This window comes from Bradyrhizobium sp. DN3 (assembly GCF_041357655.1).
In the GTDB taxonomy this organism is placed as follows: domain Bacteria; phylum Pseudomonadota; class Alphaproteobacteria; order Rhizobiales; family Xanthobacteraceae; genus Bradyrhizobium.
This window is the reverse complement of the sequence record NZ_JAULLN010000008.1, coordinates 102,463-127,052: the sequence shown is the minus strand read 5'-3', so window position 1 is coordinate 127,052 and position 24,590 is coordinate 102,463. Positions and strand designations below refer to the sequence as shown.

The window sequence follows — 24,590 nt, the reverse complement described above, 5'->3', positions numbered from 1 at the left end:
GTTCGGGAGGCTTGCCGGTCTTGTTGGGGGCCGGCTTGGCCTTGATCCCTTGGAACTCAGAGCCGGTACAGGATCTGGTCGGTCCAGAACCGCTCGAGACGGTGCAGCGACTTGTTGAGGGTCGAGAACTCCTCGCCGGAGATGCCGCCGACCTGCTCCACCGTCTTGACGTGCTTCTGATAGAGCGCATCGACGATGCGGCGGACTTCGTGGCCCTGCGGGGTCAGGCGGATGCGCACCGAGCGGCGATCAACGCGCGAGCGCTGATGATCGAGGAAGCCGAGCTCGACGAGCTTCTTCAGATTGTAGGAGACGTTGGAGCCGAGATAGTAACCGCGCGTGCGCAGCTCGCCCGCGGTCAGCTCCTTGTCGCCGATGTTGTAGAGCAAGAGCGCCTGAACCGAGTTGATGTCCGCACGGCCGCGGCGATCGAATTCATCCTTGATCACGTCGAGGAGCCGGCGATGCAGCCGCTCCACCAGAGTCAAAGCTTCCAGATAGAGCGACTGCACCGAACCCTGCTGGCCGGAGACGCGCTCTGCGGTATCTGCCGCAGTTGCGACGGCTTTCATCATGACACTTCCCCTGTTGTCGTTTTTATCGACACTTATTCGACGAAACTTGTGTCCCGTCTGATAGGTGCAACTTAAGGGGCTCGTTTGAAGATCGGCTTAAATAAGAGAATAAAGAGATCATGAATTTAAGACAGTGAATTGCGGATTAAGCCTGTAGCAAAAGGACTTTTCGCAACCCTCTGTTGACCCTCGCAAGGTCCTGTTCACCCTCCGTCCGCCCCTATTGTCGCATTCCAGTACAGCCCCGCCCCGTTTCGAAACGGGCGCGTAACAGCTGTGGCGGAACAGGCTGGTCAACGAAAACTTACTACGAATTTTAGGCAACCAACGGTCAATCAATCGCGCACAACTCCGCTAACGCCAGTCTCGTGTCCCGGACAAGCGAAGCGCAGAGCCGGGACCCAGAAAGCCACAAACGAGATTGCAGTGAGATGAGGCCGGCTCTGCAACGCATCACACCGCACTGGACGACGCTTCGCATCGCCAGGGGCGCGCTGCATTGCGTCCGGGGCACGAGATAATTTTTGCGGGCGACAACGTCGCCTACGGCGGCCGTTCCCGTGCGGCCATCCAGGCGAGCGCGAGATAGGCGGCGAGCATGAACGCTTCGACGCCGACCACGACGAGGCTGCCGCCGTAGATGCCGGGGAACATCAGCTCGATCACCGCCATCGACACTACGGTCGTCAACCACACCACCGCGCCCCAGGGCGTCGCCAGCCATAGGCCAACCGCCGCGACGAGCTCGATCACGGCGAAGTAGACGGTCGCGGCCTGCCAGGCCATCGACTGGTTCTCGAAGGCCTCGTCCTCGCCACCGACGAAACCCGTCACTTGCGCCCAGTGATAGAGACCCTTCAGGATCGAGAGCAGAGCCATCACCCGCAGAAACAGCACGAGCCGGCGCGTCCACACATTGTCATCGGACTGGGAGCGCTCCGACGAGATCGCAGCCACCGACATCGCGCCATCCCTGGCGGTGTCTCTGGCGTTGTCCCTGGCATTGTCGCGGGCCGCATCGCGGGTGGAGATCTCGGACATGGCCCCCTTCTGGCTGTTTCGCCCCGCAAAATCAATCGGCGGCCATCCCTTGCGGCAGGTCAAGCCGCGGTGACGGGAACCATGCGAGCTGGTATAAGAATAATTCCAGCCGGAGGAAGAGTAATGGCGATCAAATACGGACGTCCGATCGAACTGCGCGAGGTTTCGCGCCGGGATGATGCCGGCGCCTCCCCTGCCCTCGATCTGACCGTCCGTCCGCGCCGCAACCGCAAGGCCGAGTGGGCGCGGCGCATGGTGCGCGAGAATGTCCTCACCACGGATGATCTGATCTGGCCGCTGTTCCTGATCGACGGCAGCAATAAGCGCGAGCAGGTCGCGTCGATGCCCGGCGTCGACCGGCTCAGTGTCGATCAGGCCGTGCGCGAAGTCGAGCGCGCCATGAAGCTCACCATCCCTTGCATCGCGCTGTTTCCCTATACCGACCCGTCCCTGCGCGACGAGGAAGGATCGGAAGCGACCAATCCGAACAATCTGGTCTGCCAGGCTGTGCGCGCGATCAAGAAGGAGTTTCCGGAGATCGGCATTCTCTGCGACGTCGCGCTCGATCCCTTCACCAGTCACGGCCATGACGGCCTGATCTCCGACGGCAAGATCTTGAACGACGAGACGGTCGCAGTGCTGGTGCGTCAGGCGCTGGTGCAGGCCGAGGCCGGCTGCGACATCATCGCACCCTCCGACATGATGGACGGCCGCGTCGCCGCGATCCGCGAGGGGCTCGACCGCTCCGGCCTGCTCGACGTGCAGATCATGGCCTATGCCGCCAAATACGCCTCGGCCTTCTACGGCCCGTTCCGCGATGCCATCGGCTCGGCCAAGACGCTCACCGGCGACAAGCGGACCTACCAGATGGACAGCGCCAACACCGATGAAGCTCTGCGCGAGGTCGAGCTCGACATCGCCGAGGGCGCCGACATGGTGATGGTGAAGCCGGGCATGCCCTATCTCGACGTGGTCCGCCGCGTGAAGGATACCTTCGCGATGCCGACCTTCGCCTACCAGGTCTCCGGCGAATACGCGATGATCGCAGCCGCCGCCAATAACGGCTGGCTCGACGGCGACCGTGCCATGATGGAAAGCCTGCTCGCCTTCAAGCGCGCCGGCGCCGACGGTGTGCTGAGCTACTTCGCGCCGAAGGCCGCGGAGAAGCTGCGGAGCCAAGGATAAGGTGCTGTAGGGCGTAGCGACGTGCCCACCATTCCGGCTTGTGATCGCGGAACGATGGTGGGCACGGCACTAACGCGTCTTTGCCCATCCTACCGCTGCCTCCCCATCGTCGTTTCGGCGAAGACCGGGCGCACCTGCCTCCTCATCGTCGTCCTGGCGAAAGCCAGGACCCATACCCACCAGCTTTCGTTTGACGAGGACTCGTAGTGGCATTTCGCCGCAATCCCTCCCTCCTGCGGTAATGGGTCCAGGACGACACCGGGATTGATAACTCGCCGCTTTCAACAGCCGCCGAATCGCCGGAATATTTTCGCTTGTTGATCCCAGCGCGCCCTTGGCATGCGGAAGACCTGTTCCCATGTCCTGCCACGGGGGTTCGCTGGGAGAAACGGACATGTCGGACTCGGGCAATTCAGGCGCCTGGCGCAACGACGGCGGGATGCAGCCGCACGCCTACGACCCCTATCTGCATCCGGAACTGTTCCGCGGCGTTGCAACGCGGCGGGTATTCGCCTTCCTGATCGACATGGTCGTGATCTCGGTGCCGGTGATCCTCGGCTACATCTTCATCGCCCTGTTCGGCGTGGTGACGCTTGGCATCGGCTGGGCGCTGTTCTGGATCGCCTGGCCGGCCTCGGTGGTCTGGGCCATCGTCTATTACGGCGCCAGCATCGGCGGCCCTTCCTCCGCAACAGTGGGCATGCGCGTGATGGATCTGGAACTGCGCACCTGGTACGGCGCGCCCGGTTACTTCGTCCTCGGCGCCACCCATGCCGTGCTGTTCTGGGTGACGATCTCGTTCCTGTCGCCCTTCGTGGTGCTGGTCGGCCTGTTCAACGGCCGCCGTCGCCTGCTGCACGATTTCGTGCTGGGAACGGTCGTGATTAACAACTCGGTTCGCGTACCCGCGCCCCAGGCCGCAAGGACGTACTGATCAACGACCTGTCAACCCGGACCTTCTAGACTGACTGATCTGCCGAGCAGGCCAATTGACCGGGAGCGTCCGTAGCGCGATGCTGAGATACAGTTCGGAGGCCCACGACGTCCCTTGACCCAGCACTCGCGCGATACCCCTCAATTTTACCTCACGGCGCCTTCCCCGTGCCCCTATCTGCCGGGCCGACATGAGCGCAAGGTGTTTACGCACCTCGTAGGTGAGCGCGCCGGTGACCTCAACGACCTCCTGACCCATGGCGGCTTCCGGCGCAGCCAGTCGATTGCGTACCGGCCGGCCTGCGATCAGTGCCGCGCTTGCGTCTCGGTCCGGGTCATCGCCAACGAGTTCCGGCCCTCCCGCAACTTCCGAAAAGTGTTGGCGCGCAATAGCGACATTATCGGCGAGCAGCGCAGCGCGGTGCCCACCTCCGAGCAATATTCGGTATTCCGCGCCTATCTCGACGCCCGCCACCGCCACGGCGGCATGGCCGACATGACCGTGCTCGACTACGCCATGATGGTCGAGGACAGCCATGTCGAGACCCGTATCATCGAGTACCGCAAGCGCGGCCCGGACAGCGGCCTCACTGGCCGCGGCGAGGAGTTGATCGCAGTGGCGCTGACCGACGTGCTCAGCGACGGTCTGTCGATGGTCTATTCCTTCTTCGAGCCGAGCCAGGACAGCCGCTCGATGGGCACCTTCATGATCCTCGACCACATCGCCCGCGCGCGCCGGCAGGGCCTGCCTTACGTCTATCTCGGCTACTGGATCGAGGGCTCCAAGAAGATGGACTACAAGGCCCGCTTCCTGCCGCAGCAGCGGCTTGCGCCCTCAGGCTGGCTGCGCATCGACGCGCACGGGGACACGACGTCGGAGCCGCAGGATTAGCTCGCTGTCATGCCCCGGCTTGACCAGGCTTGACCGGGGCATCCAGTACGCCGCGGCTTCTCGACTCAATCACAACGGTCTCTGGAATACTGGATCGCCCGGTTAAACCGGGCGATGACAGAAAACATTGCGGCGACATCACCCGAACAGCGTATCCGCCAGCAGCTTCACGTTCAAAGTCACGATCACGCCTGCGACGATCCACGCGATCGCGGCGACCGAGACCGGAATCGCGAACTGGCCCATCTTGCGGCGATCGGAGACGAAGCGGACCAGCGGGATGACGGCGAAGGGGAGCTGCATCGACAGCACGACCTGGCTGAACACGAGCAGATCCGCCGTGCCGCGCTCGCCATAGATCGCGGTGACGATGATCACCGGAATGATGGCGATGCCGCGCGTGAGCAGGCGGCGTGCCCAGCTCGGCAGACGCAGGTCGAGAAAGCCCTCCATCACGATCTGGCCGGCGAGCGTCGCCGTCACCGTCGAGTTGAGGCCGGAGGCCAGCAGCGCCACCGCGAACAGCGTCGAGGCGATGCCGAGGCCGAGCAGCGGCGACAAGAGCTCGAAGGCCTGGCCGATCTCGGCGACGTCGGGATGACCGCTCTTGTGGAAGGTCGCAGCTGCCACGACGAGGATCGCGGCGTTGATGAACAGCGCAAGCATCAGGGCAATGGTCGAGTCCGTCGTCGCCCATTTGATCGCTTCGCGCCGGCCAGTGTCGTTGCGCTCGTAAGCGCGCGTCTGCACGATCGAGGAGTGCAGATAGAGATTATGCGGCATCACGGTCGCGCCGATGATGCCGATCGCGATGTAGAGCATCTCGGAATTGGTGAAGATCTCGGTCTTCGGCACGAAACCGTGCAGCACTTCCGCGACCGGCGGCGCCGCAGCCGCGATCTGGACCACGAAGCAGACCGCGATCACCACCAGCAGCGCGATGACGAAGGCTTCGAGGAAGCGGAAGCCGCGGTTCATCAGGAGCAGCAGCAGGAAGGCGTCGAGCGCTGCGAGCAGCGCGCCGCCGATCAGGGGAATGCCAAACAGGAGCTTCAGCGCGATCGCGGTGCCGATGACCTCGGCGAGATCGCAGGCGATGATCGCCGCCTCGCAGGCGAGCCAGAGCAGGAAGTTCACCGCCGGCGAATAGGTGGCGCGGCAGGCCTGCGCGAGGTCGCGGTCGGTGACGATGCCGAGCCGCGCCGCCAGCGACTGCAGCAGGATCGCCATCAGGTTCGAGAGCAGGATGACCGAGAGCAGCGTGTAGCCGAACTTCGATCCGCCGGCGAGGTCGGTCGCCCAGTTGCCGGGATCCATGTAGCCGACCGAGACGAGGTAGCCCGGACCGACGAAGGCCAGCAGCCGCCGCCACCAGCGGCCGGCGGCCGGAATGGCGACGGTGGAATTGACCTCGGCGAGGCTCTTGGTGATGGGCGCGTCGGCACGCCAGCCGGCTGCGTCGGGGGTCAGGTGGGGTGATCGGGCATCCATGCTGGCAGAATACCCGACTTGGTTCTTATTGCAACTCATTTGCAACTGCATCTAGCCACACCGGTTCCTGGCGTGGCCGTGGCAATCTCGCCTCTTGTCGGGAAGCGGGTGGGTTCGGTGGTCCTCACGGGCGAACATTGGCGCAAATTCGCCTCTGCAGGATATGAGCCATGTCAACGCCTCCTCGCCTCCCTGACACCTTCAACCGCCTCGCCTGGTCGAACCTTGCGGCGCAATCGGCCGAGCAGATCGCACTGGCCGCAGCGCCCATCGTCGCGGTGCTGACGCTGGGGGTCGCCGAAGGCCGGACCGGCCTGCTACAGACCGCCCTCACCCTGCCCTTCGTCCTGTTCGCCATTCCCGCCGGCGTGCTCGCCGACCGCATCTCCCGCCGCTGGCTGATGGCGGGAGCCGAGGCGTTGCGGGCCGCCGCACTCGCAGCCATCGTGCTGTTGCTGGCGCTGGGCGCGCTCAATCTGCCGCTGCTGGCGTTGCTCGGCTTCGCTGCGGTGTGCGGCACCGTCGTCTACAGCGTGGCCGCGCCGGCGCTGGTGCCGTCGCTGGTGAGCCCGGACCTGTTGCCGGCGGCGAATGCGCGGATCGAGCTCGCGCGCACCATCGCCTTTGCGAGCGGGCCTGCGCTCGGCGGCGCGCTGGTGGGATGGTGGGGCGCGAGCCCGGCCTTCGGCTTTGCCGCGGCGCTCTCGGCCGTCGCGGTGGTGCTGCTCGCCGGCATCTACGAGCCTGCCCGCGCGCCGGCGCCGCAGCGCCACCCGTTCCAGGACATCCGCGAAGGCGCAGCCTTCGTGTTTCACCACCCGCTGCTGCGGCCGGTGTTCATCACCCAGTTCATCTTCAACACCGGATGGTTCGTGCAGATCGCGGTGTTCGTGCCCTATGCCGTGCGCCATCTCGGCCTGACCGCCGCCGGCGTCGGCACCGTGCTGACGATGTACGGCGTCGGCATGGTAATCGGCGCGCTGGTCGCCACGCGCGTGATGCAGCGCGTCGCGTTCGGCACCGTGGTCGGGCTCGGGCCCGTCACCGGCTTCGTCGCCGCACTCGTGATGGCACTGACGGTGCTGGTCCCCTCGCCCTGGCTTGCGGCCTTGAGCTTCTTCCTGCTGGGCGTCGGGCCGATCCTGTGGGTGATCTCGACCACGACACTGCGCCAGTCGGTGACACCGCCGCGCCTCTTGGGACGCGTCTCCGCCATCAACATCATGAGCTATGGCGCCCGTCCGCTCGGCTCGGCGCTGGGCGCAATCGTCGGCGGCATCTGGAGCGCGGAAGCCTGCCTCTATCTCGCCGCCGCCGTGTTCGGCGTGCAGGCGCTGGTGATCCTGCTGTCACCGGCTGTGGCACTCGACCGGCAGCCGGACATGGTGGGCGATGAGGCGCCGGCGCGGTGTTGAACCATTTCCTGGCGTCGTCCTGGCGAAAGCCAGGACCCATTACCCCAGGGAGTAGACGTGTCGCGCGGTGGTCATCACCAATCTTCGCAAAACTATGGACGGTGGTTATGGGTCCTGGCTTTCGCCAGGACGACGTTGGGGAAGCAGCCTGCGCTAACCCGCCAGATACCGCTCGTAGCTCCCCGTCACGGGCTCGCTGGCGTCGACGTCGGGATCGAGCGTGTAGAGATCCTGTGCGCGACCGATGCCACGCAGCGCGTAGCGGCCGGTGGAGACGAGATAGCGGCGCCCAGTGGCGTCGAGACCCTTGTAAAACTCCGATGACGCCAGCAGTTCGCGATCGACCGAGCGGCTCATCGAGGCGATGCGGCTGACCTCGTTCACCGTCGGGCCCACCACGGTGAAATCGAGCCGGTCCTCGCTGCCGATATTGCCGTAGAAGACCTCGCCGACATGCAGGCCGATATAGGCCGACGTGGTGGGACGGCCGTCGGCCGCGCGGCGCTTGTTCAAGGCAGTGATGTTCTTGCGAAACAGATGCTCGGCGCGCAGCGCGGCCCGACGCGCATCCGCCATATCCTCGCCCCAGAACATCGCGAGCACACCATCGCCGATCAGCTTGAGGACGTCACCGCCAGCATCGTGGATGGCGTCGATCACGGCCTGCGCATAGTCGTTGAGGAACGGAATGATCTCGTCGGGACCGATGCTTTCGCTAATCCCGGTCGAGCCGCGCAGGTCCGAATACCAGAGCACGGCGTTGATGCGCTCGGTAACGCCGCGCGAGATGCGCCCGCGGAGCACTTGCTCGGAAGCGTCGCGGCCGAGATAGACGCGGCCGAGCGTGCGCACGATGTCGACCTGCTGCGCCGACTTGATCGCGAGACCAAGAACGGGGACGAGGTCGCGCAGCGCGACCAGCTCGGATTCCGTAAAGCCGTGCTCGCGCCGCGTCGTCCAGTAGGAGTAGAGACAGTCCATCTGTCCGAGCGCGCCGGTCTCGCCGAATCGATGCACGAAAGCAAGAAAATGCCGATGGCCCTTTTCGGCGAGGTCGCCGATCTGCGAGAAATCGAGCGACGGGGCATCGGCAAGATCGATCACCATCTCGTCGTGCCCGTGCTCGAGCAGATGATAGAACACCGACCGGCGCCAGTTCTTGGCGGCGTCGCCCTCCGCGGTCGAACCGTATTCGATGACGTCGCTCTCGTTGGTTGGCGTATCGCTCCAGCGAAACGCGCGGCCCTCGTAGATCGGATGCAGCGTGTCGATGACCACGAGCCCGCGCGACAGGTCGAGCCCTTCGGCGCAGCAGCGCTCGCAGAAACCGCGGAGCAGCTCGGGTTCGGGGAGGCCCGTAAGCCCCTGGCCGGCGACCCAGTTCATCAGTGAAAGGCGCGAAGTTACTTGCATATGCCATTATGACGCGCATTCGTGACGAGCGAAAGGCGCGAGGGCCGACGTGACGCCAGGCTCCCGTCCCTTGCAGGTCGAATATGCCGCCGCCGTGGTTGACGCGTCCGCCGCGCGGGCTGCAAATGCCGGCGATGATGACTTTGTCGGCCAGAATCGGAAGCACGCGCGAATGACCCAGCGCCAGCTTCCGATCATCCTGGCGCTCGGCACCACGCAGACCCTGGCCTGGGCTTCCAGCTATTATCTGCCGGCTCTGCTCGCCGATCCCATGGCGCACGACCTCGGCATCTCCTCCAACTGGATCTTTGCCGCGTTCTCGGCTTCGCTCGTGATCGCGGCGATGCTCGGCCCGCGCATCGGGCGACAGATCGATCTCGTCGGCGGACGGCAGGTGCTGTCGGCCTCGAACCTGACCATCGCTGCCGGCCTCGTCCTGCTCGGCCTCTCGCAGTCGGTGGTGGTGATGGCGATCGCCTGGCTCGTGCTCGGCATCGGCATGGCGATGGGCCTCTATGATGCCGCCTTCGCCGCGCTCGGCCGCATCTACGGCACCGAGGCGCGCAGGCCCATCACCGGCATCACGCTGATGGCGGGCTTCGCCTCCACGGTCGGCTGGCCGCTCACCGCCTGGGGGCTGTCCCATATCGGCTGGCGCGAGACCTGCTTTGCCTGGGCCGCCGCCAACATCCTGATCGGCCTGCCTCTCAACTTCTTTATGCTCCCGGCGATCAAGGGCGCCAGGCAGGCCGCAGCGACCGCCGAGAAGCCGCACCTGCCGCTCGACCGCACCATGATCCTGCTCGCCTTCATCTTCGCCGCGGTCTGGACCGTCACCGGCGCGATGGCTGCGCATTTCCCGCGCATCCTGGAGACGACCGGCGCAACGCCGGTCGAGGCCATCGCGGCCGGCGCGCTGATCGGCCCGGCCCAGGTCGGCGCACGTATCCTCGAAGCCGGCGTTCTCAGCCGCTTCCACCCGCTGTGGTCGACGCGGCTCGCCTGCCTCACCCATCCGATCGGCGCGGTGGTCGTCGCGATCTTCGGCGGCGCTGCAGCGAGCGCGTTTGCGCTGTTCCACGGCTCCGGCAACGGCATCCTGACGATCGCGCGCGGCACGCTGCCGCTCGCGATCTTCGGGCCGAAGGACTTTGGCTACCGTCTCGGCATCATCGGCGCGCCGGCGCGGATGGCGCAGGCGGTGGCGCCGCTCGCCTTCGGCCTGCTGATCGACATCATGGGCGCCAAAGTGCTGATCGTCTCCTCCGCGCTCAGCCTCTCGGCGTTGGCGGCCCTGTTCCTGATCCGCCCGGAGCGCCGCCCGGATTGACCGCCCACAGCTTTCGCGCACAAGCGGCGATTTGACCGAAGACGCCAGATTCGGATCTCAGTCGTAAAACTCCGGCGCCATCTTCTGGCTGTCGCGCTGGGCTTTGTCGTGGTTGATCCAGAGCTGGGCTTTTTCCTTGGCGAGCGTGTCGGCGATCTTCTGCATCGAGGCCGCGGTCTGGTCCTTGCTCACGTTCATGCTGGGCACGCGGCGGTTGTCCCAATTGTCTTTGAAGTGCACGGCATCGCCCGACAGGATCACCGCGCCGGTCTTCGGCAATTTCACCAGCAGCGACTGGTGCCCCGGCGTGTGGCCGGGCGTCGACAGGATCGTCATGCTGCCGTCGCCGAACACGTCCTTGTCGCCCGCCAGCAGTTCGACCGGATGTGACGGCTTGAAGCGCGGCTCGTTGTTGGCGGCGGGCCAATCATATTCGGCCTTCTGCACATAGAGCGTCGCCTGCGGAAACAGCTCGACATTGCCGATGTGATCGGGATGCGTGTGCGAAACCGCCATCGCCTTGATGTCGGCGGGCTTGACGCCGAGCTGCTCGAGCTGGGCGGCAAGCGTCTTCGGCCGGCGCCAGGTGACGGCTTTGGGATCGGCGGGCACGAGACCATTCGGCATCGCGGCGACGGAATCGGCAATGCCGGTGTCCCACAGGAACCAGCCCTTGCTGTGCTTGATGAGATAGCAGGTGTCGACGAAGTCCATCGCCTTGCCTTCGTTCAGGCCGGGCGTCCAGCGCGAGATGTCGCCCGCGGTGCCCTCCCCGCAATTCAGCACGTAGAGCCTTTCGACGCCGGGCTTTTCCGATTGTGCCAGCGCTGAAGGGCTGGACAGAGCGAGTGCAGCAATGGCGAGCGCGAACTTCATCCCGGGCATCATTGTTGTTCCTCCCGTACAGCCATGCAGGCCACGACCGAGGATCAACCCCGGCCCGTTCGCGGAATTCCCGTAAAGCCCGTCAATGCGGGCAGGTCTCGACCTCGACCGTGACGTGGCTGAGGCCCTTCAGCCCGGCCAGTCGCCGTTTGTAGACGGCCGGCTGCTTCGGCTGGTCCGACACCACCGAGAGCAGCACGGCACAATGGCCGGGGCCGACCTGCCACAGGTGCAGATCGGTGACGCGGTCGTCGCCGATCTCCATGCGCGCCCGGATCACCCGCTCCAGCTTCTCGTCGGCGCGCACGTCGAGCAGCACCGCGCCTGATGTCTTGATCAGGCCGAACGCCCAGCTCGCGATCACGACGCTGCCGATCAGGCCGACGGCCGGATCGGCCCAGACCCAGCCTGAATACATCGCGACGACGAGCGCTGCGATCGCCAGCACCGAGGTCGCCGCATCTGCCATGACGTGCACATAGGCAGCACGAAGATTGTTGTCGTGATGATGATGGTGGTGATGGCCATGATGATCATGGTCGTTGTCATGATCATCGTGATGATCATGCGCGTGGCTATGGCCGTGATCGTGGCCGTGATGGTGGTGATCGTGGCTGCCGCGCAAAAGCCACGCGCTGGCGAGGTTGACGCACAGGCCGAGCGCGGCAACCGCGATCGCCTCGCCAAAGACGATCGGCACCGGCGTGATCAGCCGCAGCACGCTCTCATAGGCGATCTCGACTGCGATCAGGCCCAGGATGATCGCGCTGGAGAAGGCGGCGAGATCGCCGAACTTGCCGGTGCCGAAGGTGAAATGCGCATTTCCCAGGTGCCGGCGCGCGAAGCGATACGCGAACGCCGCAATGCCAAGCGCGGCGGCATGCGTTCCCATGTGCCAGCCGTCGGCGAGCAGCGCCATGGAACCGAACAGCGAGCCGGCGACGATCTCGCCGACCATCATGACCAGCGTCAGGACGACCACGAGCCAGGTGCGCCGCTCGTTCTCCTCGTGCTTGTCGCCGAGGAAGGCGTGATCGTGGGTCCATTGCTCGATGGAGTGCGAGTGCATCGAATTCTCCAGAAAATTCAGGTCTGTCGGCGCGCAGTATAGACCGCCGGGGTCCGATTTTCTAAGGCCCAATCATGCAGTGGATTGACAGTCCTGCTTAGTTTCGCTGTAATCTGCGCCATGGGGATTTGAGCGATCTCCCCACGAGGCGACATGCCCAAGTATCGCGTCCCGTTCGGTTTTTGCGAGGACGCATCATGTCTACTTTCACGACCATATCATCCGACAAATTGGCGCGCCTGATTGGCACGGCCAATGCCCCTGCACTTATCGATGTTCGGACCGAGGAGGATTTTGCCGCTGATCAGCGGCTGATCCCCGGCTCGATCAAGCTCAGCCACGACAAGGTCCAGGACTGGGGCCGCGACTTCGCCGGCCGCCGGGCGATCGTCGCGTGCCTGCGCGGCGAAAAGCTCGCACAGGGCACGGCGGCCTGGCTGCGCCAGCTCGGCGTCCAGGCCGAGACGCTGGACGGCGGCTTCGAGGGCTGGAAGGCAGCGAAGCTGCCGCTGCTCGACACGCGCAAGCTGCCGCCGCGCGATGCGAGGGGGCGCACCGTCTGGGTCACGCGGGCGCGGCCGAAGATCGACCGCATCGCCTGCCCCTGGCTGATCCGCCGCTTTGTCGATCCCAACGCGGTGTTCCTGTATGTGACACCGTCCGAAGTGGTCGGCGTCGGCGAGCGGTTCAATGCAGCTCCCTTCGACATCGAGAACGTGTTCTGGAGCCACCGCGGCGAGCTCTGCACCTTCGATGTCATGATCGAGGAGTTCGGGATCGCATCGCCGGCCCTGCTCAGGCTCGCGACTCTGGTGCGCGGCGCCGACACCGCCCGGCCCGATCTTGCGCCGGAGGCGCCGGGCCTGCTCGCGGCCTCGCTCGGACTGTCGCGCATGTATGACGACGACCTCGAACAGCTCGAGGCCGGCATGGTGCTCTACGACGCCTTCTATCGCTGGTGCCGCGATGCCACGGCCGAGACCCACAATTGGCCGACCAACAAGGTGAAGGCGTAATGGATACCCGTAACGTTCAAGCAGGAGCTGACGCCGGTCACGGCGTCAGCTTCAATGAGGCCTTTCGCGTCTGGCTCCGCGTCGCGTCCTTGAGCTTCGGTGGGCCCGCGGGCCAGATCGCGGTGATGCATCGTATCCTGGTCGAGGAGAAGAAGTGGATCTCCGAAGGCCGTTTCCTGCATGCGCTGAACTACTGCATGCTGCTGCCGGGACCGGAGGCGCAGCAGCTGGCGACCTATGTGGGCTGGCTGATGCATCGCACCGCCGGCGGGCTGGTGGCGGGCGGGCTGTTCATCCTGCCCGGCATCATCGCCATCATGGGCCTCAGCTACGTCTACGCCGCCTATGGCAATGTCAGCTTCGTCGAGGCGCTGTTCTTCGGGCTGAAAGCCGCCGTGCTCGCCATCGTCGTCGAGGCCGTGGTGCGCGTCGGCAAGCGCGCGCTCAAGAACCGCATCATGATCGCGCTCGCAGCCTCAGCCTTCATCGCGATCTTCTTCCTAGCGGTGCCTTTCCCGATCATCATCATCGCCGCCGGCATCATCGGCTATGCCGGCGCCAGAAGTGGCCGTCCGGAATTCGCGCCGGCCGGTCACGGCCATGGCGGCAACAACGCTGCGATCGACAGCATGCTCGGCGAAGCCGTGCCCGAGCACATTCGTCCCAACACCGGCCGCGCGATCCGCGTCGGCGCGTTGTGGCTTGCGCTCTGGCTCGTGCCAGTCGTGGCCCTGCTCGCGGCCTTCGGTCAGGACAACGTCTTCAGCCAGATCGCGCTGTTCTTCTCAAAAATGTCGCTGGTCACCTTCGGCGGCGCATATGCCGTGCTGGCCTATGTCGCGCAGCAGGCGGTCGAGCATTATCACTGGCTGAAGCCGCACGAGATGCTGGACGGCCTCGGCATGGCCGAGACCACGCCGGGCCCGCTGATCATGGTGCTCCAGTTCGTCGGCTTCATGGCCGCCTATCGCAATGCCAGCGGCCTGTCGCCAATGCTGGCGGCAACGTTCGGCGGACTGCTCGCGACCTGGGTCACCTTCACGCCCTGCTTCCTCTGGATCTTCGTCGGCGCGCCCTATATCGAGCGCCTGCGCGGCAATACGGGATTGGCCGGCGCGCTCAGCGCGATCACCGCCGCGGTGGTCGGCGTCATCCTGAACCTCTCGATCTGGTTCGCGCTACACACGCTGTTCCGCGAGACCGTGCCGGTGCACGCGTTTCCATTCGACTTCGACAGGCCGGTGCTGACGAGCGTCGATGTTCCGGCGCTGGTGCTGTCGATCGCGGCCGCCACCGCGATCTTCCGCTTCAAGCTCGGCATGCTCACGGTGCTTGCGGGCAGCAGCGCCGCCGGCGTGGCGCTGCGGCTGGCGGGGGTGATCTAGGGCGTGGTTAGCAAGAGAAACGAATGTTTCGCGCCGAACGATGCTCCCCATGACCACACGCGGAGGCGTAGCTGGCTTCGTTAGGATCAGCCATCCAGTAGCGCTGCCATCCGTTGTCGATCGACGATGTTGGGGTCTTGCGGCAATTGACAGCCGTCCAACTCGGCCAGTTTTGCGGCTACGTGCGGTCTAGCGATGACGTCCTGAGGCAGCGCAAGGCACATTGCGATTTCGATCAGGCCACGGAGCACGTCTGCGTCTTGGGATGATGCAACCAGAAGCTTGGCCATGACTGGGTTGGGCGCGGGCATCGGCATGCCCTCTTCCAGAGCCGTCATTTCGGCGATCCGAACGCGGTCCGCGGCGATCTGATTTCGATAAAACGGACCGACTTGGCTTTCGGTGTCAGCGTCGTATTCCCGGGAGAAAGCTCCGGGATCGTCGATGTGTCGGCGCGCAACATTACGGAGCACCTGCGCGTGCAGAAGGCCGACGCTCAAGCCGCGTCCGGCGGACGGATTGGTGCACGCCCATGCATCACCTACAGCGGCGAATCCCGTGACGACCGGCCGACCATCGACGACAAACCGTCGGTATCGGTCTATAACTCCCGCCATCAGAAGGACGGGCGTTACCGGCTCGCCGTCGAGCCAATGGGCTTGCCGCGGACATGCGGAGACGACGCGATGGAATGTCGCCGTATCGCGCAAGGCTCGCATCGCCTTGTTCTTCGACGAGGTATACAAGGTGATCGACCAGGTGTCATTGTCCCCGTCCAGGGTAAGGATCGAAAACAAGCCCATCGGCGTGAGTGCACGTCCCGTCCTGCGAGGCCGCTGTTGCCCCGAGAAATACCGCGTAAAATAAGCGAAGTTGCTATCTTCGGATTCCTCGATCGGGCTACGGGCACCCGCGCTGATGATCCAATCGCAGGCCGCGCTTCGTCGTCCCATGGCGTCGATTACCAGATCAGCGCGAATCTCTTCGCCAGATGTCGTGCGTACCCCTGCAACGTGCGGCACACCACGGACCGCCGAAGCGCCCGTGATCAGTTCGCGAACCTTGGTGCCCCGACGAATGGTCACGTTAGGTGCCACTTGCGTCATTGCAGCCACGGCGCATTCAATAATGGGCCTCCGACCGGTGACGAAGCGTATGGCCTCGTCACCCGGACGCGGCGTCCGATTCGTTATCGTTGGGGGAAGAGATCGACTGTCCAGATAGTCCACCCAAACGCAACCGGCTCGAAGCAGACCATCGGTCAATCCCGGCAATTCCTGATCGCTGATCATCCGAAATCGCGAACTGAGGTTATGAGGTTGCCTGAATTGGGCAACTCCCGGACGTTCCCACGAATTCCATCCCTCGGCGGGCGCTGCGGGTTGATCGGCCGGGTCAGCCTCTAGAACTGTGACTCGGTGGCCATCGCGACCAAGCATCATCGCTGTGCACAATCCAATCACGCCTCCGCCGCAAATCAGGATTTTGCTCATCCGTTCTCCCCCTAGAGTTCGGCCGACCGCGGAAGTCGCGCTGAATCGTCATCGTCTCCTCCCGGCGAAACGACGACGAGTCTCATATGCGCATGGTTCTTCAAGATATAGGTCGATGTGGCGAACGGGAGGTTCAAAGCTCTCCTCAGCCTGCCTTCGGAGCCAGATGTCACAGGTGACGCCCATAGGTCCGTGATGTCAGCGTGAGCAAATCTCGTCTGCTATGCCCCACCAAACGGACCTCAATGAGAACCGTCGCCACTTCGCTGATGGGTCAACAACAGACATGTACGCCGCCGGCCTACTTGCCCTCGTTCCATATGTCGGTGGCGAGCTTCCAGTCATTTCCGACCTTTTCCCAAACAACGACGTACTTCCCAGTCACTTCCTGCGGTGTCGCCCCTTTGGTCTTTAGAGCAAACGTGCCGATCTCGCGTGCCGCCAAAGGACCGAGCGCCTTCACATCAACAGTTGTGAGCTTCGGGTCGCCGACTTGTTCCGCCATGCTTTTCCACATGACTTCGATGGCTACTCGGCCCCGCACCATCGAAGAACCGGGCGGCAAAGCGATCGCATCAGCGCTATAAAGCGACGCAATGCCGGGGAAATCGCCCTTGTTGAAAAATTCGACAAATTTGCTGTTGATCGCTTCAATCTCGGGCTTCTGAGTCAAAGCCGGAGCCGCCAGCGAGATCACGAATACCATCACCAATACGATGTTGCGCATGATCGTCTCCAACTCAATGTACGATTCGAATGCAGCGCGGCTGTTGCTCCACAGAGGATGCAATGCCGCATCCCAGACCGTGTTTGATGAAACAGCAACTCCGGGGAACTACTGTAAGAAATGTTGACGAACTAAGTGCGATGTGGAGTACCCGTCCTCAAGGCAAAACTCGTCACCACGCCCCCGTCGGCCGTTGCCCCATCCGGCAAAACAGCCGCAACACACCCACCATCCGCCTGTCAAGCCTCACCTTGTAAAATATTCCACTTTACCGAAATTCGGATTTGACGTACAAGCGAAACACCCTGGCCTGAGACAAGGGGCGGATCGCGATCGTCACGAACCGCAGGCCGGGCAGCGATGGACGCGACGGCGTCGGGCGTAACAGGCACTGCAGGGCGGCTTCGGCTGTGAGCAATCGCTTTGCGCCGACGACACGACGCTGACAGCGTCTTCGCATGGTTTCGGGGGCGAGCACACGCCACCCCTCGGATTCCCAGCGAAGACGTGCGCGGACGGAGAAGTCGTGTGGTCCTGACGCCCGGGGTCTGTGCGTCAAGCCCTGCGGTGATGCCCGCGGCCCAACCGGGTCCGCACATCAGCCATCCGCAAGGCGACGGGGGCAATAGTGCATCGCTCCCCGGGGAGAGCACGAAGGACACCGTTAAAACCATTCGCGCAGGGAAGGCCGGGCGACCGGCATCACCTGTGGTCCACCCGTGTGCATTTCTACAGCGCGCGGACCTGCGGGTGCCAGCCGGCGCCCGGCCTTCCCTGCGCCCTTGTCTTTTTCGAGGGCGTTTCGAGAGCTCAAACTCGGGCGACATGCGCCGCGAGAAGGCGAACGTTTGTCTGCTGTTTGAAATCTGAACTGGAGAGCAATGGCCTCGCCGCTTGCTCCGTCATTGCGAGGAGCCCTTGCGACGAAGCAATCCAGAGTCCCTCCGCGGAAAGATCCTGGATTGCTTCGCTACGCTCGCAATGACGGTGTGGAGACGGATATGTACAACACATTCATTGGTGCCCCGGACGCAGTGCAGCGCCCCCGGCGATGCGAAGCATCGTCCGGTGCGGCGCTGCAGAGCCGGGGCCCATGTCTCCGAGCAATCCGTGCAGCGTGGGTCCCGGCTCTGCGCAGCAACGCGAAAAGCGTTGCAGCGCGTCCGGGACACGGGACCGCCCTACCCGATCACCCGGCCGAACTTGTTCGACTTCGGAAAACCCTTCGGCGGCAGGCGGCCAGCATCGGCGCGGGTGCCTTGCCACTCCGCGAGCTCCTTCATGGTCGCCGAGAATTCGCGACCCGCGGAGTCCTTCCAGGTCAGGCCGGCCTTGGCGTCGAAGACCGCAACGTCGGAGAGGCCGCCGTCCTTGTATTTCTGCAAGCGGACGCCGCGGCCGCGGGCCATCTCCGGGACCTGGTCGAGCGGGAAGATCAGCATCTTGCGGTTGTCGCCGATGACCGCGACGGTGTCGCCGAGCACCTCGGTGACCGCACGCGCCTCGTTCGGCATGTCGACGTTGAGGACCTGCTTGCCCTTCTTGGTGGTGCCGACGCAATCGTCCTCGTTGACGACGAAGCCCTGGCCCTCATGGCTCGCAACCAGGAATTTGCGTCCGCCCTTGTTGACGAACAGCGCAACGGGCGCCGCCTCCTGCTCGAGGTCGATGAACAGGCGGATCGGCTCGCCATGGCCGCGGCCGCCTGGAAGTTTGGCCACGTCGAGCGAGTAGAATTTTCCGTTGGTGGCGAACAGCAGCAGCTTCGAGGTGGTCTCGGCGAAGAAGGCGAAGCCGAGCTTGTCGTCCTGCTTGAAGGCAAGGCCCGAGAGATCCTCGACATGCCCCTTCATGGTGCGGATCCAGCCCTTGTCGGAGACGACGACGGTGACCGGCTCGCGCTCGACGAAGGCCTCCTCGATCGCGGCGAGATCGTGCTCGGGCGCGTCGGCGAAGGTGGTACGGCGCTTGCCGAGCGGCGTCTTCGGTCCGAACATGTCACGGACCTTGCCGACCTGCTCGCCGACCTTCTTCCACTGCTCGGCTTCGGAGGCGAGCACGCCTTCGATGCCCTTTAGCTCCTTGCGGAGATCCCTGTCCTCGTTGCGGATCTCCATTTCCTCGAGCCTGCGCAGATTGCGCAAACGCATATTGAGGATGGCCTCCGCCTGGATCTCGGTGAGCTTGAACGCCTTGATCAGGGCCGGCTTCGGCTCGTCCTCGGTGCGGATGATCTTGATCACCTTGTCGAGGTTCAGATAGGCGACGAGATGACCGCCAAGGACTTCCAGCCGGTGCTCGATCTGCGCCTTGCGGTAGTTGCTACGGCGGATCAGCACGTCGCGCAGATGATCGAGCCATTCGCGCAAGCACTCCGCGAGCCCCACGACCTTGGGAATGCGGCCCTTGATCAGCACGTTGAGGTTCAGCGGAATCTTGCTTTCGAGCTCGGTCAGCCGGAACAGCGATTCCATCATCAGGGCGGGATCGACGTTCTTCGACTTCGGCTCGATGACGAGGCGAACGTCTTCAGCGGACTCGTCCCTGATGTCGCCGACCAGCGGCAGCTTCTTCTGGTCGAGCAGCTCGGCGATCTTCTCGACCATCCGCGACTTCTGCACCAGATACGGAATCTCGGTGACGACGACGACCCAGGTGCCGCGCGCACCCTCTTCCTGCTGCCACTTGGCACGGACACGGAACGAGCCGCGGCCCGTAGTGTAAGCCTCCGCAATCGCCTGCTTGGAATCGACGCAGATGCCGCCGGTCGGGAAGTCCGGGCCCTTGACCCATTTCAGCAGCGCCTTGGATTTCGCGTCGGGCTTCTCGATCAGGTGCAGCGCGGCATCGCAAAGCTCGGCGGCGTTGTGCGGCGGGATCGAGGTCGCCATGCCGACCGCGATTCCTTGCGCGCCGTTGGCGAGCAGGTTCGGGAAGCCGCCCGGCAGCACGATCGGCTCTTTGGACTGGCCGTCGTAATTGGCGCGGAATTCGACGCCGTCCTCGTCGATGCCCTCGAGCAGAAGCCGCGCGACGTCGGTCATGCGCGCTTCGGTGTAGCGGTAGGCGGCCGGGTTATCGCCGTCGATATTGCCGAAATTGCCCTGGCCGTCGACCAGCGGGTAACGCGAGGAGAAATCCTGCGCGAGGCGGACCATGGCGTCGTAGATGGCCTGGTCGCCATGCGGATGGAACGAGCCCATCACGTCGCCGACGATCTTTGCGGATTTCTTGAAGGCCGTACCGGGATCGAGGCGGAGCAGGCGCATGCCGTAGAGGATGCGCCGGTGCACCGGCTTCAGGCCGTCGCGTGCGTCCGGCAGCGCACGGTGCATGATGGTGGAGAGCGCATAGGCGAGATAGCGCTCTTCCAGCGCGTCACGCAGCGGCACCTCGTGAATTTCGGCCGGTTCTTCCGGCGGAACGATTCGTTTTCCCATGCCGCCCGGTTAAACCGTGGAAGCGAATCGGGCAAGGATCGATTGGTTCCCTGTGGGCGGCCTACTGGCCGGCCCAGCCGGCTGTGACAGGCTGTGTCTTGGCTTGGCCAGGGGCTTGGGCCGGCGGCGCGTTGGTCACACAGCGGCGGGCGGCGTCGATTTCGGCCTCGGTCGCTCCGTGAGACCGCGCCCATGCCTCTGCGGCCGCAACAGAATATTTGGCCACATAGTACCGGACGACCGTGCAGGACGCCCGGCGAAATACGCTAGGTTGCGGCTCGCCGGCCATTGCATCAGGCGCAAACGCGAGCAGCGCCGCGGATAAGGCGAATCCCCTGATCAACATTTAGGCTGTCCCCATTGTGGAACCCGCGAGCCAATTCCGGCCGGCCCGATTTGGTTCCCGGAAAATCTATGTTGGCCAGCAAGGCAGAAACGCGATTTCATCATGGCGCCGGGATTGCCGCCCTCGCCTGCTGCCGCATCAAGGCGTTGATGAAGCCGGCGCGCGCGTCGGAATGGCCCTGGCCGCGCGGCTCCAGCACGTGACGCAGCAGGAACAGGCCGGTGAGCCGAAAGCCGTCCAGGAGATCCTGCTCCGTGAGATCGGTCTGCACCTCGCCCTGGCGCAGGAATGGCGGCAGGCGCAGCAGCCGGTCGCGCCACGGCTCGCCCGCGCCGCGCGACACCGCGCCGCCGGATTTGGGCGAGACATAGATCAGGTCCGTGGTCTCCCCGGTCACCGCACAATTTTCCAGCGCGAGCCCAAAGCCGAGCTCGGCGAGCATCGCCAGCTCGAAATGAATGACATGCACGGCGGCGCCGCCGATATCGTCGAAATCGTCGAGCGAATGTTCGAGCAGCGCAAAGATCGCCTCATGCGGATCGCGCTCGGGCAGCAGCCGCGCAATCGAGGCCAGATGGGTGACGCCGTAGACCCCGTGCGACGATGCCAGCAGCGTCGCCGCGCGCAGCTTCAATCCCTCGATCGCATAGGTGCCGAGATGCTCGTCGAGCCGCGCCCGCCACACCGCACTGACGCTGTTCCCCGGCTGCAAAAGCGGCCGCATCCGCGAGCCGGCGCCGCCGCGGACGAGACCGAGATGGCGGCCATGCGCGCGCGTCAACAGCTCGACGATGGCGCTCGACTCGCCATGCCGCCGCACGCCCAGCACGATGCCTTCGTCGATCCATTCCATGGGAAGGAAGTGTAGCCCATTCTAGGGGCCGTAGGGTGGGCAAAGCGAAGCGTGCCCACCGATTTTGATCCATGGCCAAACTTGGTGGGCACGGCGCGCAAGGGTGCGCCTTTGCCCACCCTGCGGCACCGCGTGAAACTTCACGCGTTGAACCAGCCCTGCGCATCCCCGGTGAAGGAGAAATACAGTCCCATCGTGGTCAGCACGCAGGAGACGACCTCGATGGCGCTGTCGAGCTGCATGCCCTTCTCGCCGATGATCTGGCCGAGCGAGATCACCGACAGCACGAGGGCTGCCGCGAGCACCCAGCGCGGCCAGTTCTTGCGCCAATGCGCAGCGAGCCAAACGAAATAGACCAGCAGCAGGATCATGCCGCCGGCGAGCAGCGTCGCCGTCGTGATCATCTGCTCGGTCATCTCGGCATTGGGCGTGCGGTCCTGCACCGCGACCGACAGGGCATCCAGCATCAACGATGCATAGAGCAGCGCCTCGAAGCGCCGGACGTTGCTGGGCACGCTCATCGGATACCGATCTTTTCTTGGCTATTCCTTGGGGAAGTCCAGCCCCATTTCGCGATAGCGATCGGGATCGTCGCCCCAGTTCTCGCGCACCTTGACGAACAGGAACAGATGCACCGGCACGTCCAGGATCTGCATCAGCTCCTTGCGCGAGTCCGCGCCGATCGACTTGATGGTGGCGCCGCCCTTGCCGAGCACGATCTTGCGCTGGCTTTCGCGCTCGACGAAGATCGTCTGCTCGATGCGCACCGACTTGTCCTTGCGCTCCTCCCACTTGTCGGTCTCGACCGTGGACTGGTAGGGCAATTCCTGGTGCAGCTTCTGATAAATTTTCTCGCGCGTGATTTCGGCCGCGAGCTGCCGCATCGGCGCGTCCGACATCTGGTCCTCGGGATAGAGGAACGGGCCTGGCGGCACCATCTCGGCCAGCGTCGTGCGGATGTCGTCGACGCCGTCGCCCGAGATTGCCGCAATCATGAAGGTCTTCGCGAACTTCATGCGCTCGTTGGCGGCCTGGGCCAACGCCAGTAGCTTCTCGCGCTGGACCAGGTCGATCTTGTTGATCACCAAAATCTTCTCGTGATTGACGCTGGCCGCCTTGGCGAGGATCGCCTCGGCCTCCTCGTCGATACCTGTCTTGGCGTCGAGCAGCACACAGACGAGATCGGCATCATGCGCCCCGCTCCAGGCGGTCGAGACCATGGCGCGGTCGAGCCGGCGCTTGGGCAGGAAGATGCCGGGCGTGTCGACCAGGATGATTTGCGCGTTGTTCTCGATCACGATGCCGCGGATCAGCGCGCGCGTGGTCTGCACCTTGCGCGAGACGATCGTGACCTTGGCGCCGACCAGCGCGTTGACCAGCGTGGACTTGCCAACATTCGGCGCACCGATCAGCGCAACGAAGCCGCAGCGCGTCGCGGTGGGCGCCTCGCCGCTTGCTTCAGCCGTCATTGCCGCCGCCGACGCCTTCGCGTTCGATCATCACCGAAGCTGCCACCTTCTCTGCCGCGCGCTTGCTGCCGCCGATGCCTTCGGCCGGGGCCAATCCCGGCAAATCCACCGCGACGCGGAACTGCGGATCGTGGTGCGGGCCGGTGCGCTCGACCTCGCGGTAGACCGGGGTCGGCAGCCCCTTCCCCTGCGCCCATTCCTGAAGCACGGTCTTGGGGTCGCGCAAGGGGCGGCGCGGCTTGTGCATGCGCTCGGTCCAGTTGCGCCTGACGAACTCGGCTGCCGCCGCATGGCCGCCGTCGAGGAAGATCGCGCCGATCACGGCCTCGCAGATGTCCCCGAGCACGCTCTTGCGCAGACGGGCGTCGGCGCTGGGGCCGACCGAGCCGAGCTTGATGTCGTCGACGAGGCCGAGCGATTTTGCAACGTCGGCGCAGCTCTCCTTGCGCACGAGCTCGGCAAGCCGCTTGGACAGTTCGCCTTCGTCGGCGTTCGGGAAGGCGTGATAGAGCATGTCGGAGACGACCAGCCCGAGCACGTGGTCGCCGAGGAATTCCAGTCGCTGATAACTGTCGCCGCGCTTGCGCCCGGACTTCAGCGCCGAGACATGCGTGATCGCCTGCATCAGGAGGTTCGGGTCAGTGAAGCTGTGGCCGATGCGCGCCTCGAGCGCCGCGTTCGCATCAGTGCCCTTGGCCTTGCTGCTTCGCGTCCGCTTCTTCTTCGCGGGCGTTTTGGTCGCAGCTTCGCCATCAGGGGCGCCTTGCGCCTCCGTCGGTGGGGTCGCGATGTCCTTGGCTTCGTCTTTCATCGAACGATTTTGAAGAAACGATTCCAGCGCACCGCCCACGGCCAGCGCCAGAACATCCAGGCATGCTCGCCTTCGGCGATGGAGAAGAAGATCATCTGGGCGCGGCCGATCAAATTCTCCTGCGGCACATAACCGACTTGGCCGAGGAAGCGGCTGTCGGTCGAGTTGTCGCGGTTGTCGCCCATCATGAAGAAGTGGCCCTGCGGCACCGTGTAGACGTTGGTGTTGTCCATGTAGCCGTTGTCGGCGCAGTCCAGCGTCTCGTAGGACACGCCGTTCGGCAGCGTCTCCTTCCAGCGCTTCACCCGGGAGATGCCGCCGCCTTCGGAGCCGCACGGATCCTCCCCAACGAACTCGCTCATGCGCTGCCGCTCGACCGGGGTATCGTTGATGTAGAGCAGACCGTCCCGCATCTGGATGCGGTCGCCGGGAAGACCGATCACGCGCTTGATGTAGTCGGTGGAATCGTCCTTGGGCAGGCGAAACACGACGATGTCGCCGCGGTTCGGGTCCGAGCTCCAGATCCGCCCGGAGAACAGCGGCGGGGAGAACGGGATCGAATAGTGGCTATAGCCGTAGGAATATTTCGAGACGAACAGATAGTCGCCGACCAGCAGCGTCGCCTTCATTGAGCCGGACGGGATGTTGAACGGCTGGAACAGGAACGTACGGATCACCAGCGCGATCAGCAGAGCGTGAATCACGACCCGGATCGTTTCGCCGACGCCGCTCTCAGTTTTCGTTCCCGAAGTCACGCTCATTGCTCTCTCAATTCCGGCCGGCGATCACAGAGCGCCCTCCTCCCGCGAACAGCCCATCGG

21 protein-coding genes are annotated in these 24,590 nt (G+C 64.3%); 7 read left to right on the top strand and 14 right to left on the bottom strand.

Features of this window, described 5'->3' with window-relative positions; translation table 11 throughout:
• Window positions 1-56: 56 nt before the first annotated feature.
• Entirely contained in the window at window positions 57-575 is a 519-nt protein-coding gene (ldtR, locus tag AAE027_RS14210) for a transcriptional regulator LdtR (RefSeq protein WP_091893258.1), read from the bottom strand.
• 543 nt (window positions 576-1,118) lie between these two features.
• Complete coding sequence (locus tag AAE027_RS14205) at window positions 1,119-1,616, bottom strand: DUF6163 family protein (RefSeq protein WP_128955723.1); 498 nt, start codon at window positions 1,614-1,616, stop codon at window positions 1,119-1,121.
• A 123-nt stretch (window positions 1,617-1,739) separates the two neighbouring features.
• Here AAE027_RS14205 and hemB point away from each other — a divergent pair, with 123 nt between their 5' ends.
• From hemB to AAE027_RS14190, 3 genes are all read left to right on the top strand, one after another.
• Window positions 1,740-2,801: a porphobilinogen synthase gene (gene hemB / locus AAE027_RS14200; RefSeq protein ID WP_370985910.1), complete on the top strand. Its 1,062-nt coding sequence runs from the start codon at window positions 1,740-1,742 to the stop codon at window positions 2,799-2,801.
• Between the two features lie 394 nt (window positions 2,802-3,195).
• Window positions 3,196-3,735, top strand: coding sequence for an RDD family protein (locus AAE027_RS14195; RefSeq protein WP_164939858.1), 540 nt, complete (start codon window positions 3,196-3,198; stop codon window positions 3,733-3,735).
• Between the two features lie 114 nt (window positions 3,736-3,849).
• Window positions 3,850-4,626 (top strand): arginyltransferase, encoded by a 777-nt coding sequence (locus tag AAE027_RS14190; RefSeq protein WP_370985908.1) that lies wholly within the window; start codon window positions 3,850-3,852, stop codon window positions 4,624-4,626.
• Window positions 4,627-4,764: 138 nt separating this feature from the next.
• Here AAE027_RS14190 and AAE027_RS14185 read toward each other — a convergent pair whose 3' ends face one another.
• A complete protein-coding gene (locus tag AAE027_RS14185) occupies window positions 4,765-6,117 on the bottom strand; it encodes an Nramp family divalent metal transporter (RefSeq protein WP_370985906.1) in 1,353 nt (450 codons plus the stop codon).
• Window positions 6,118-6,287: 170 nt separating this feature from the next.
• On the opposite strand from AAE027_RS14185, the gene AAE027_RS14180 reads away from it, so the two are divergent.
• Window positions 6,288-7,532, top strand: a complete 1,245-nt coding sequence (locus tag AAE027_RS14180) for an MFS transporter (RefSeq protein ID WP_370985905.1) — start codon at window positions 6,288-6,290, stop codon at window positions 7,530-7,532.
• A 153-nt stretch (window positions 7,533-7,685) separates the two neighbouring features.
• Here AAE027_RS14180 and AAE027_RS14175 read toward each other — a convergent pair whose 3' ends face one another.
• A complete protein-coding gene (locus tag AAE027_RS14175) occupies window positions 7,686-8,945 on the bottom strand; it encodes an adenylate/guanylate cyclase domain-containing protein (RefSeq protein ID WP_370985904.1) in 1,260 nt (419 codons plus the stop codon).
• Window positions 8,946-9,117: 172 nt separating this feature from the next.
• On the opposite strand from AAE027_RS14175, the gene AAE027_RS14170 reads away from it, so the two are divergent.
• Window positions 9,118-10,275: an MFS transporter gene (locus AAE027_RS14170; RefSeq protein WP_370986055.1), complete on the top strand. Its 1,158-nt coding sequence runs from the start codon at window positions 9,118-9,120 to the stop codon at window positions 10,273-10,275.
• A gap of 57 nt (window positions 10,276-10,332) precedes the next feature.
• On the opposite strand, the gene AAE027_RS14165 is transcribed toward AAE027_RS14170, so the two are convergent.
• Window positions 10,333-11,163 (bottom strand): N-acyl homoserine lactonase family protein, encoded by an 831-nt coding sequence (locus tag AAE027_RS14165; protein ID WP_370985903.1) that lies wholly within the window; start codon window positions 11,161-11,163, stop codon window positions 10,333-10,335.
• 79 nt (window positions 11,164-11,242) lie between these two features.
• Entirely contained in the window at window positions 11,243-12,229 is a 987-nt protein-coding gene (gene dmeF, locus AAE027_RS14160) for a CDF family Co(II)/Ni(II) efflux transporter DmeF (RefSeq protein WP_091893240.1), read from the bottom strand.
• A gap of 197 nt (window positions 12,230-12,426) precedes the next feature.
• Between dmeF and AAE027_RS14155 the strand changes: the two genes are divergently transcribed.
• Both AAE027_RS14155 and chrA read left to right on the top strand, forming a co-directional pair.
• Entirely contained in the window at window positions 12,427-13,245 is an 819-nt protein-coding gene (locus AAE027_RS14155) for a chromate resistance protein ChrB domain-containing protein (RefSeq protein ID WP_370985902.1), read from the top strand.
• Window positions 13,245-14,630, top strand: a complete 1,386-nt coding sequence (gene chrA, locus AAE027_RS14150) for a chromate efflux transporter (RefSeq protein ID WP_370985901.1) — start codon at window positions 13,245-13,247, stop codon at window positions 14,628-14,630. Before AAE027_RS14155 ends, chrA begins: the two co-directional genes overlap by 1 nt.
• Window positions 14,631-14,716: 86 nt before the next feature.
• Here the strand turns inward: chrA and AAE027_RS14145 are convergent, their stop codons facing one another.
• From AAE027_RS14145 to lepB, 8 genes are all read right to left on the bottom strand, one after another.
• Window positions 14,717-16,123: an FAD-dependent oxidoreductase gene (locus AAE027_RS14145; protein ID WP_370985900.1), complete on the bottom strand. Its 1,407-nt coding sequence runs from the start codon at window positions 16,121-16,123 to the stop codon at window positions 14,717-14,719.
• 301 nt (window positions 16,124-16,424) lie between these two features.
• The gene (locus AAE027_RS14140) at window positions 16,425-16,850 is read right to left on the bottom strand and encodes a YybH family protein (RefSeq protein WP_370985899.1); all 426 of its coding nucleotides are present in this window, start codon (window positions 16,848-16,850) and stop codon (window positions 16,425-16,427) included.
• Window positions 16,851-18,031: 1,181 nt separating this feature from the next.
• Entirely contained in the window at window positions 18,032-20,290 is a 2,259-nt protein-coding gene (gene parC, locus AAE027_RS14135; protein WP_370985898.1) for a DNA topoisomerase IV subunit A, read from the bottom strand.
• 446 nt (window positions 20,291-20,736) lie between these two features.
• Window positions 20,737-21,489 (bottom strand): DNA repair protein RecO, encoded by a 753-nt coding sequence (gene recO / locus AAE027_RS14130; RefSeq protein WP_370985897.1) that lies wholly within the window; start codon window positions 21,487-21,489, stop codon window positions 20,737-20,739.
• A gap of 140 nt (window positions 21,490-21,629) precedes the next feature.
• The gene (locus AAE027_RS14125; RefSeq protein WP_091893224.1) at window positions 21,630-22,010 is read right to left on the bottom strand and encodes a hypothetical protein; all 381 of its coding nucleotides are present in this window, start codon (window positions 22,008-22,010) and stop codon (window positions 21,630-21,632) included.
• A 21-nt stretch (window positions 22,011-22,031) separates the two neighbouring features.
• A complete protein-coding gene (gene era / locus AAE027_RS14120) occupies window positions 22,032-22,958 on the bottom strand; it encodes a GTPase Era (protein WP_370985896.1) in 927 nt (308 codons plus the stop codon).
• A complete protein-coding gene (gene rnc, locus AAE027_RS14115) occupies window positions 22,948-23,769 on the bottom strand; it encodes a ribonuclease III (RefSeq protein WP_128941351.1) in 822 nt (273 codons plus the stop codon). The genes era and rnc overlap by 11 nt, the downstream gene beginning before the upstream one ends.
• Complete coding sequence (lepB, locus tag AAE027_RS14110; protein ID WP_091893218.1) at window positions 23,766-24,530, bottom strand: signal peptidase I; 765 nt, start codon at window positions 24,528-24,530, stop codon at window positions 23,766-23,768. The genes rnc and lepB overlap by 4 nt, the downstream gene beginning before the upstream one ends.
• Window positions 24,531-24,590 lie beyond the last annotated feature (60 nt).

Bases quoted from the DNA above. Each gene is read 5' to 3' on its own strand.
- chrA (WP_370985901.1), top strand. From the start codon at position 13,245: ATGGATACCCGTAACGTTCAAGCAGGAGCTGACGCCGGTCACGGCGTC.
- AAE027_RS14180 (WP_370985905.1), top strand. From the start codon at position 6,288: ATGTCAACGCCTCCTCGCCTCCCTGACACCTTCAACCGCCTCGCCTGG.
- AAE027_RS14165 (WP_370985903.1), bottom strand. From the start codon at position 11,163: ATGATGCCCGGGATGAAGTTCGCGCTCGCCATTGCTGCACTCGCTCTG.
- AAE027_RS14185 (WP_370985906.1), bottom strand. From the start codon at position 6,117: ATGGATGCCCGATCACCCCACCTGACCCCCGACGCAGCCGGCTGGCGT.
- AAE027_RS14195 (WP_164939858.1), top strand. From the start codon at position 3,196: ATGTCGGACTCGGGCAATTCAGGCGCCTGGCGCAACGACGGCGGGATG.
- AAE027_RS14205 (WP_128955723.1), bottom strand. From the start codon at position 1,616: ATGTCCGAGATCTCCACCCGCGATGCGGCCCGCGACAATGCCAGGGAC.
- AAE027_RS14155 (WP_370985902.1), top strand. From the start codon at position 12,427: ATGTCTACTTTCACGACCATATCATCCGACAAATTGGCGCGCCTGATT.
- AAE027_RS14170 (WP_370986055.1), top strand. From the start codon at position 9,118: ATGACCCAGCGCCAGCTTCCGATCATCCTGGCGCTCGGCACCACGCAG.
- ldtR (WP_091893258.1), bottom strand. From the start codon at position 575: ATGATGAAAGCCGTCGCAACTGCGGCAGATACCGCAGAGCGCGTCTCC.
- AAE027_RS14175 (WP_370985904.1), bottom strand. From the start codon at position 8,945: ATGCAAGTAACTTCGCGCCTTTCACTGATGAACTGGGTCGCCGGCCAG.
- AAE027_RS14140 (WP_370985899.1), bottom strand. From the start codon at position 16,850: ATGCGCAACATCGTATTGGTGATGGTATTCGTGATCTCGCTGGCGGCT.
- AAE027_RS14145 (WP_370985900.1), bottom strand. From the start codon at position 16,123: ATGAGCAAAATCCTGATTTGCGGCGGAGGCGTGATTGGATTGTGCACA.
- AAE027_RS14125 (WP_091893224.1), bottom strand. From the start codon at position 22,010: ATGAGCGTGCCCAGCAACGTCCGGCGCTTCGAGGCGCTGCTCTATGCA.
- era (WP_370985896.1), bottom strand. From the start codon at position 22,958: ATGACGGCTGAAGCAAGCGGCGAGGCGCCCACCGCGACGCGCTGCGGC.
- lepB (WP_091893218.1), bottom strand. From the start codon at position 24,530: ATGAGCGTGACTTCGGGAACGAAAACTGAGAGCGGCGTCGGCGAAACG.
- hemB (WP_370985910.1), top strand. From the start codon at position 1,740: ATGGCGATCAAATACGGACGTCCGATCGAACTGCGCGAGGTTTCGCGC.
- dmeF (WP_091893240.1), bottom strand. From the start codon at position 12,229: ATGCACTCGCACTCCATCGAGCAATGGACCCACGATCACGCCTTCCTC.
- rnc (WP_128941351.1), bottom strand. From the start codon at position 23,769: ATGAAAGACGAAGCCAAGGACATCGCGACCCCACCGACGGAGGCGCAA.
- recO (WP_370985897.1), bottom strand. From the start codon at position 21,489: ATGGAATGGATCGACGAAGGCATCGTGCTGGGCGTGCGGCGGCATGGC.
- parC (WP_370985898.1), bottom strand. From the start codon at position 20,290: ATGGGAAAACGAATCGTTCCGCCGGAAGAACCGGCCGAAATTCACGAG.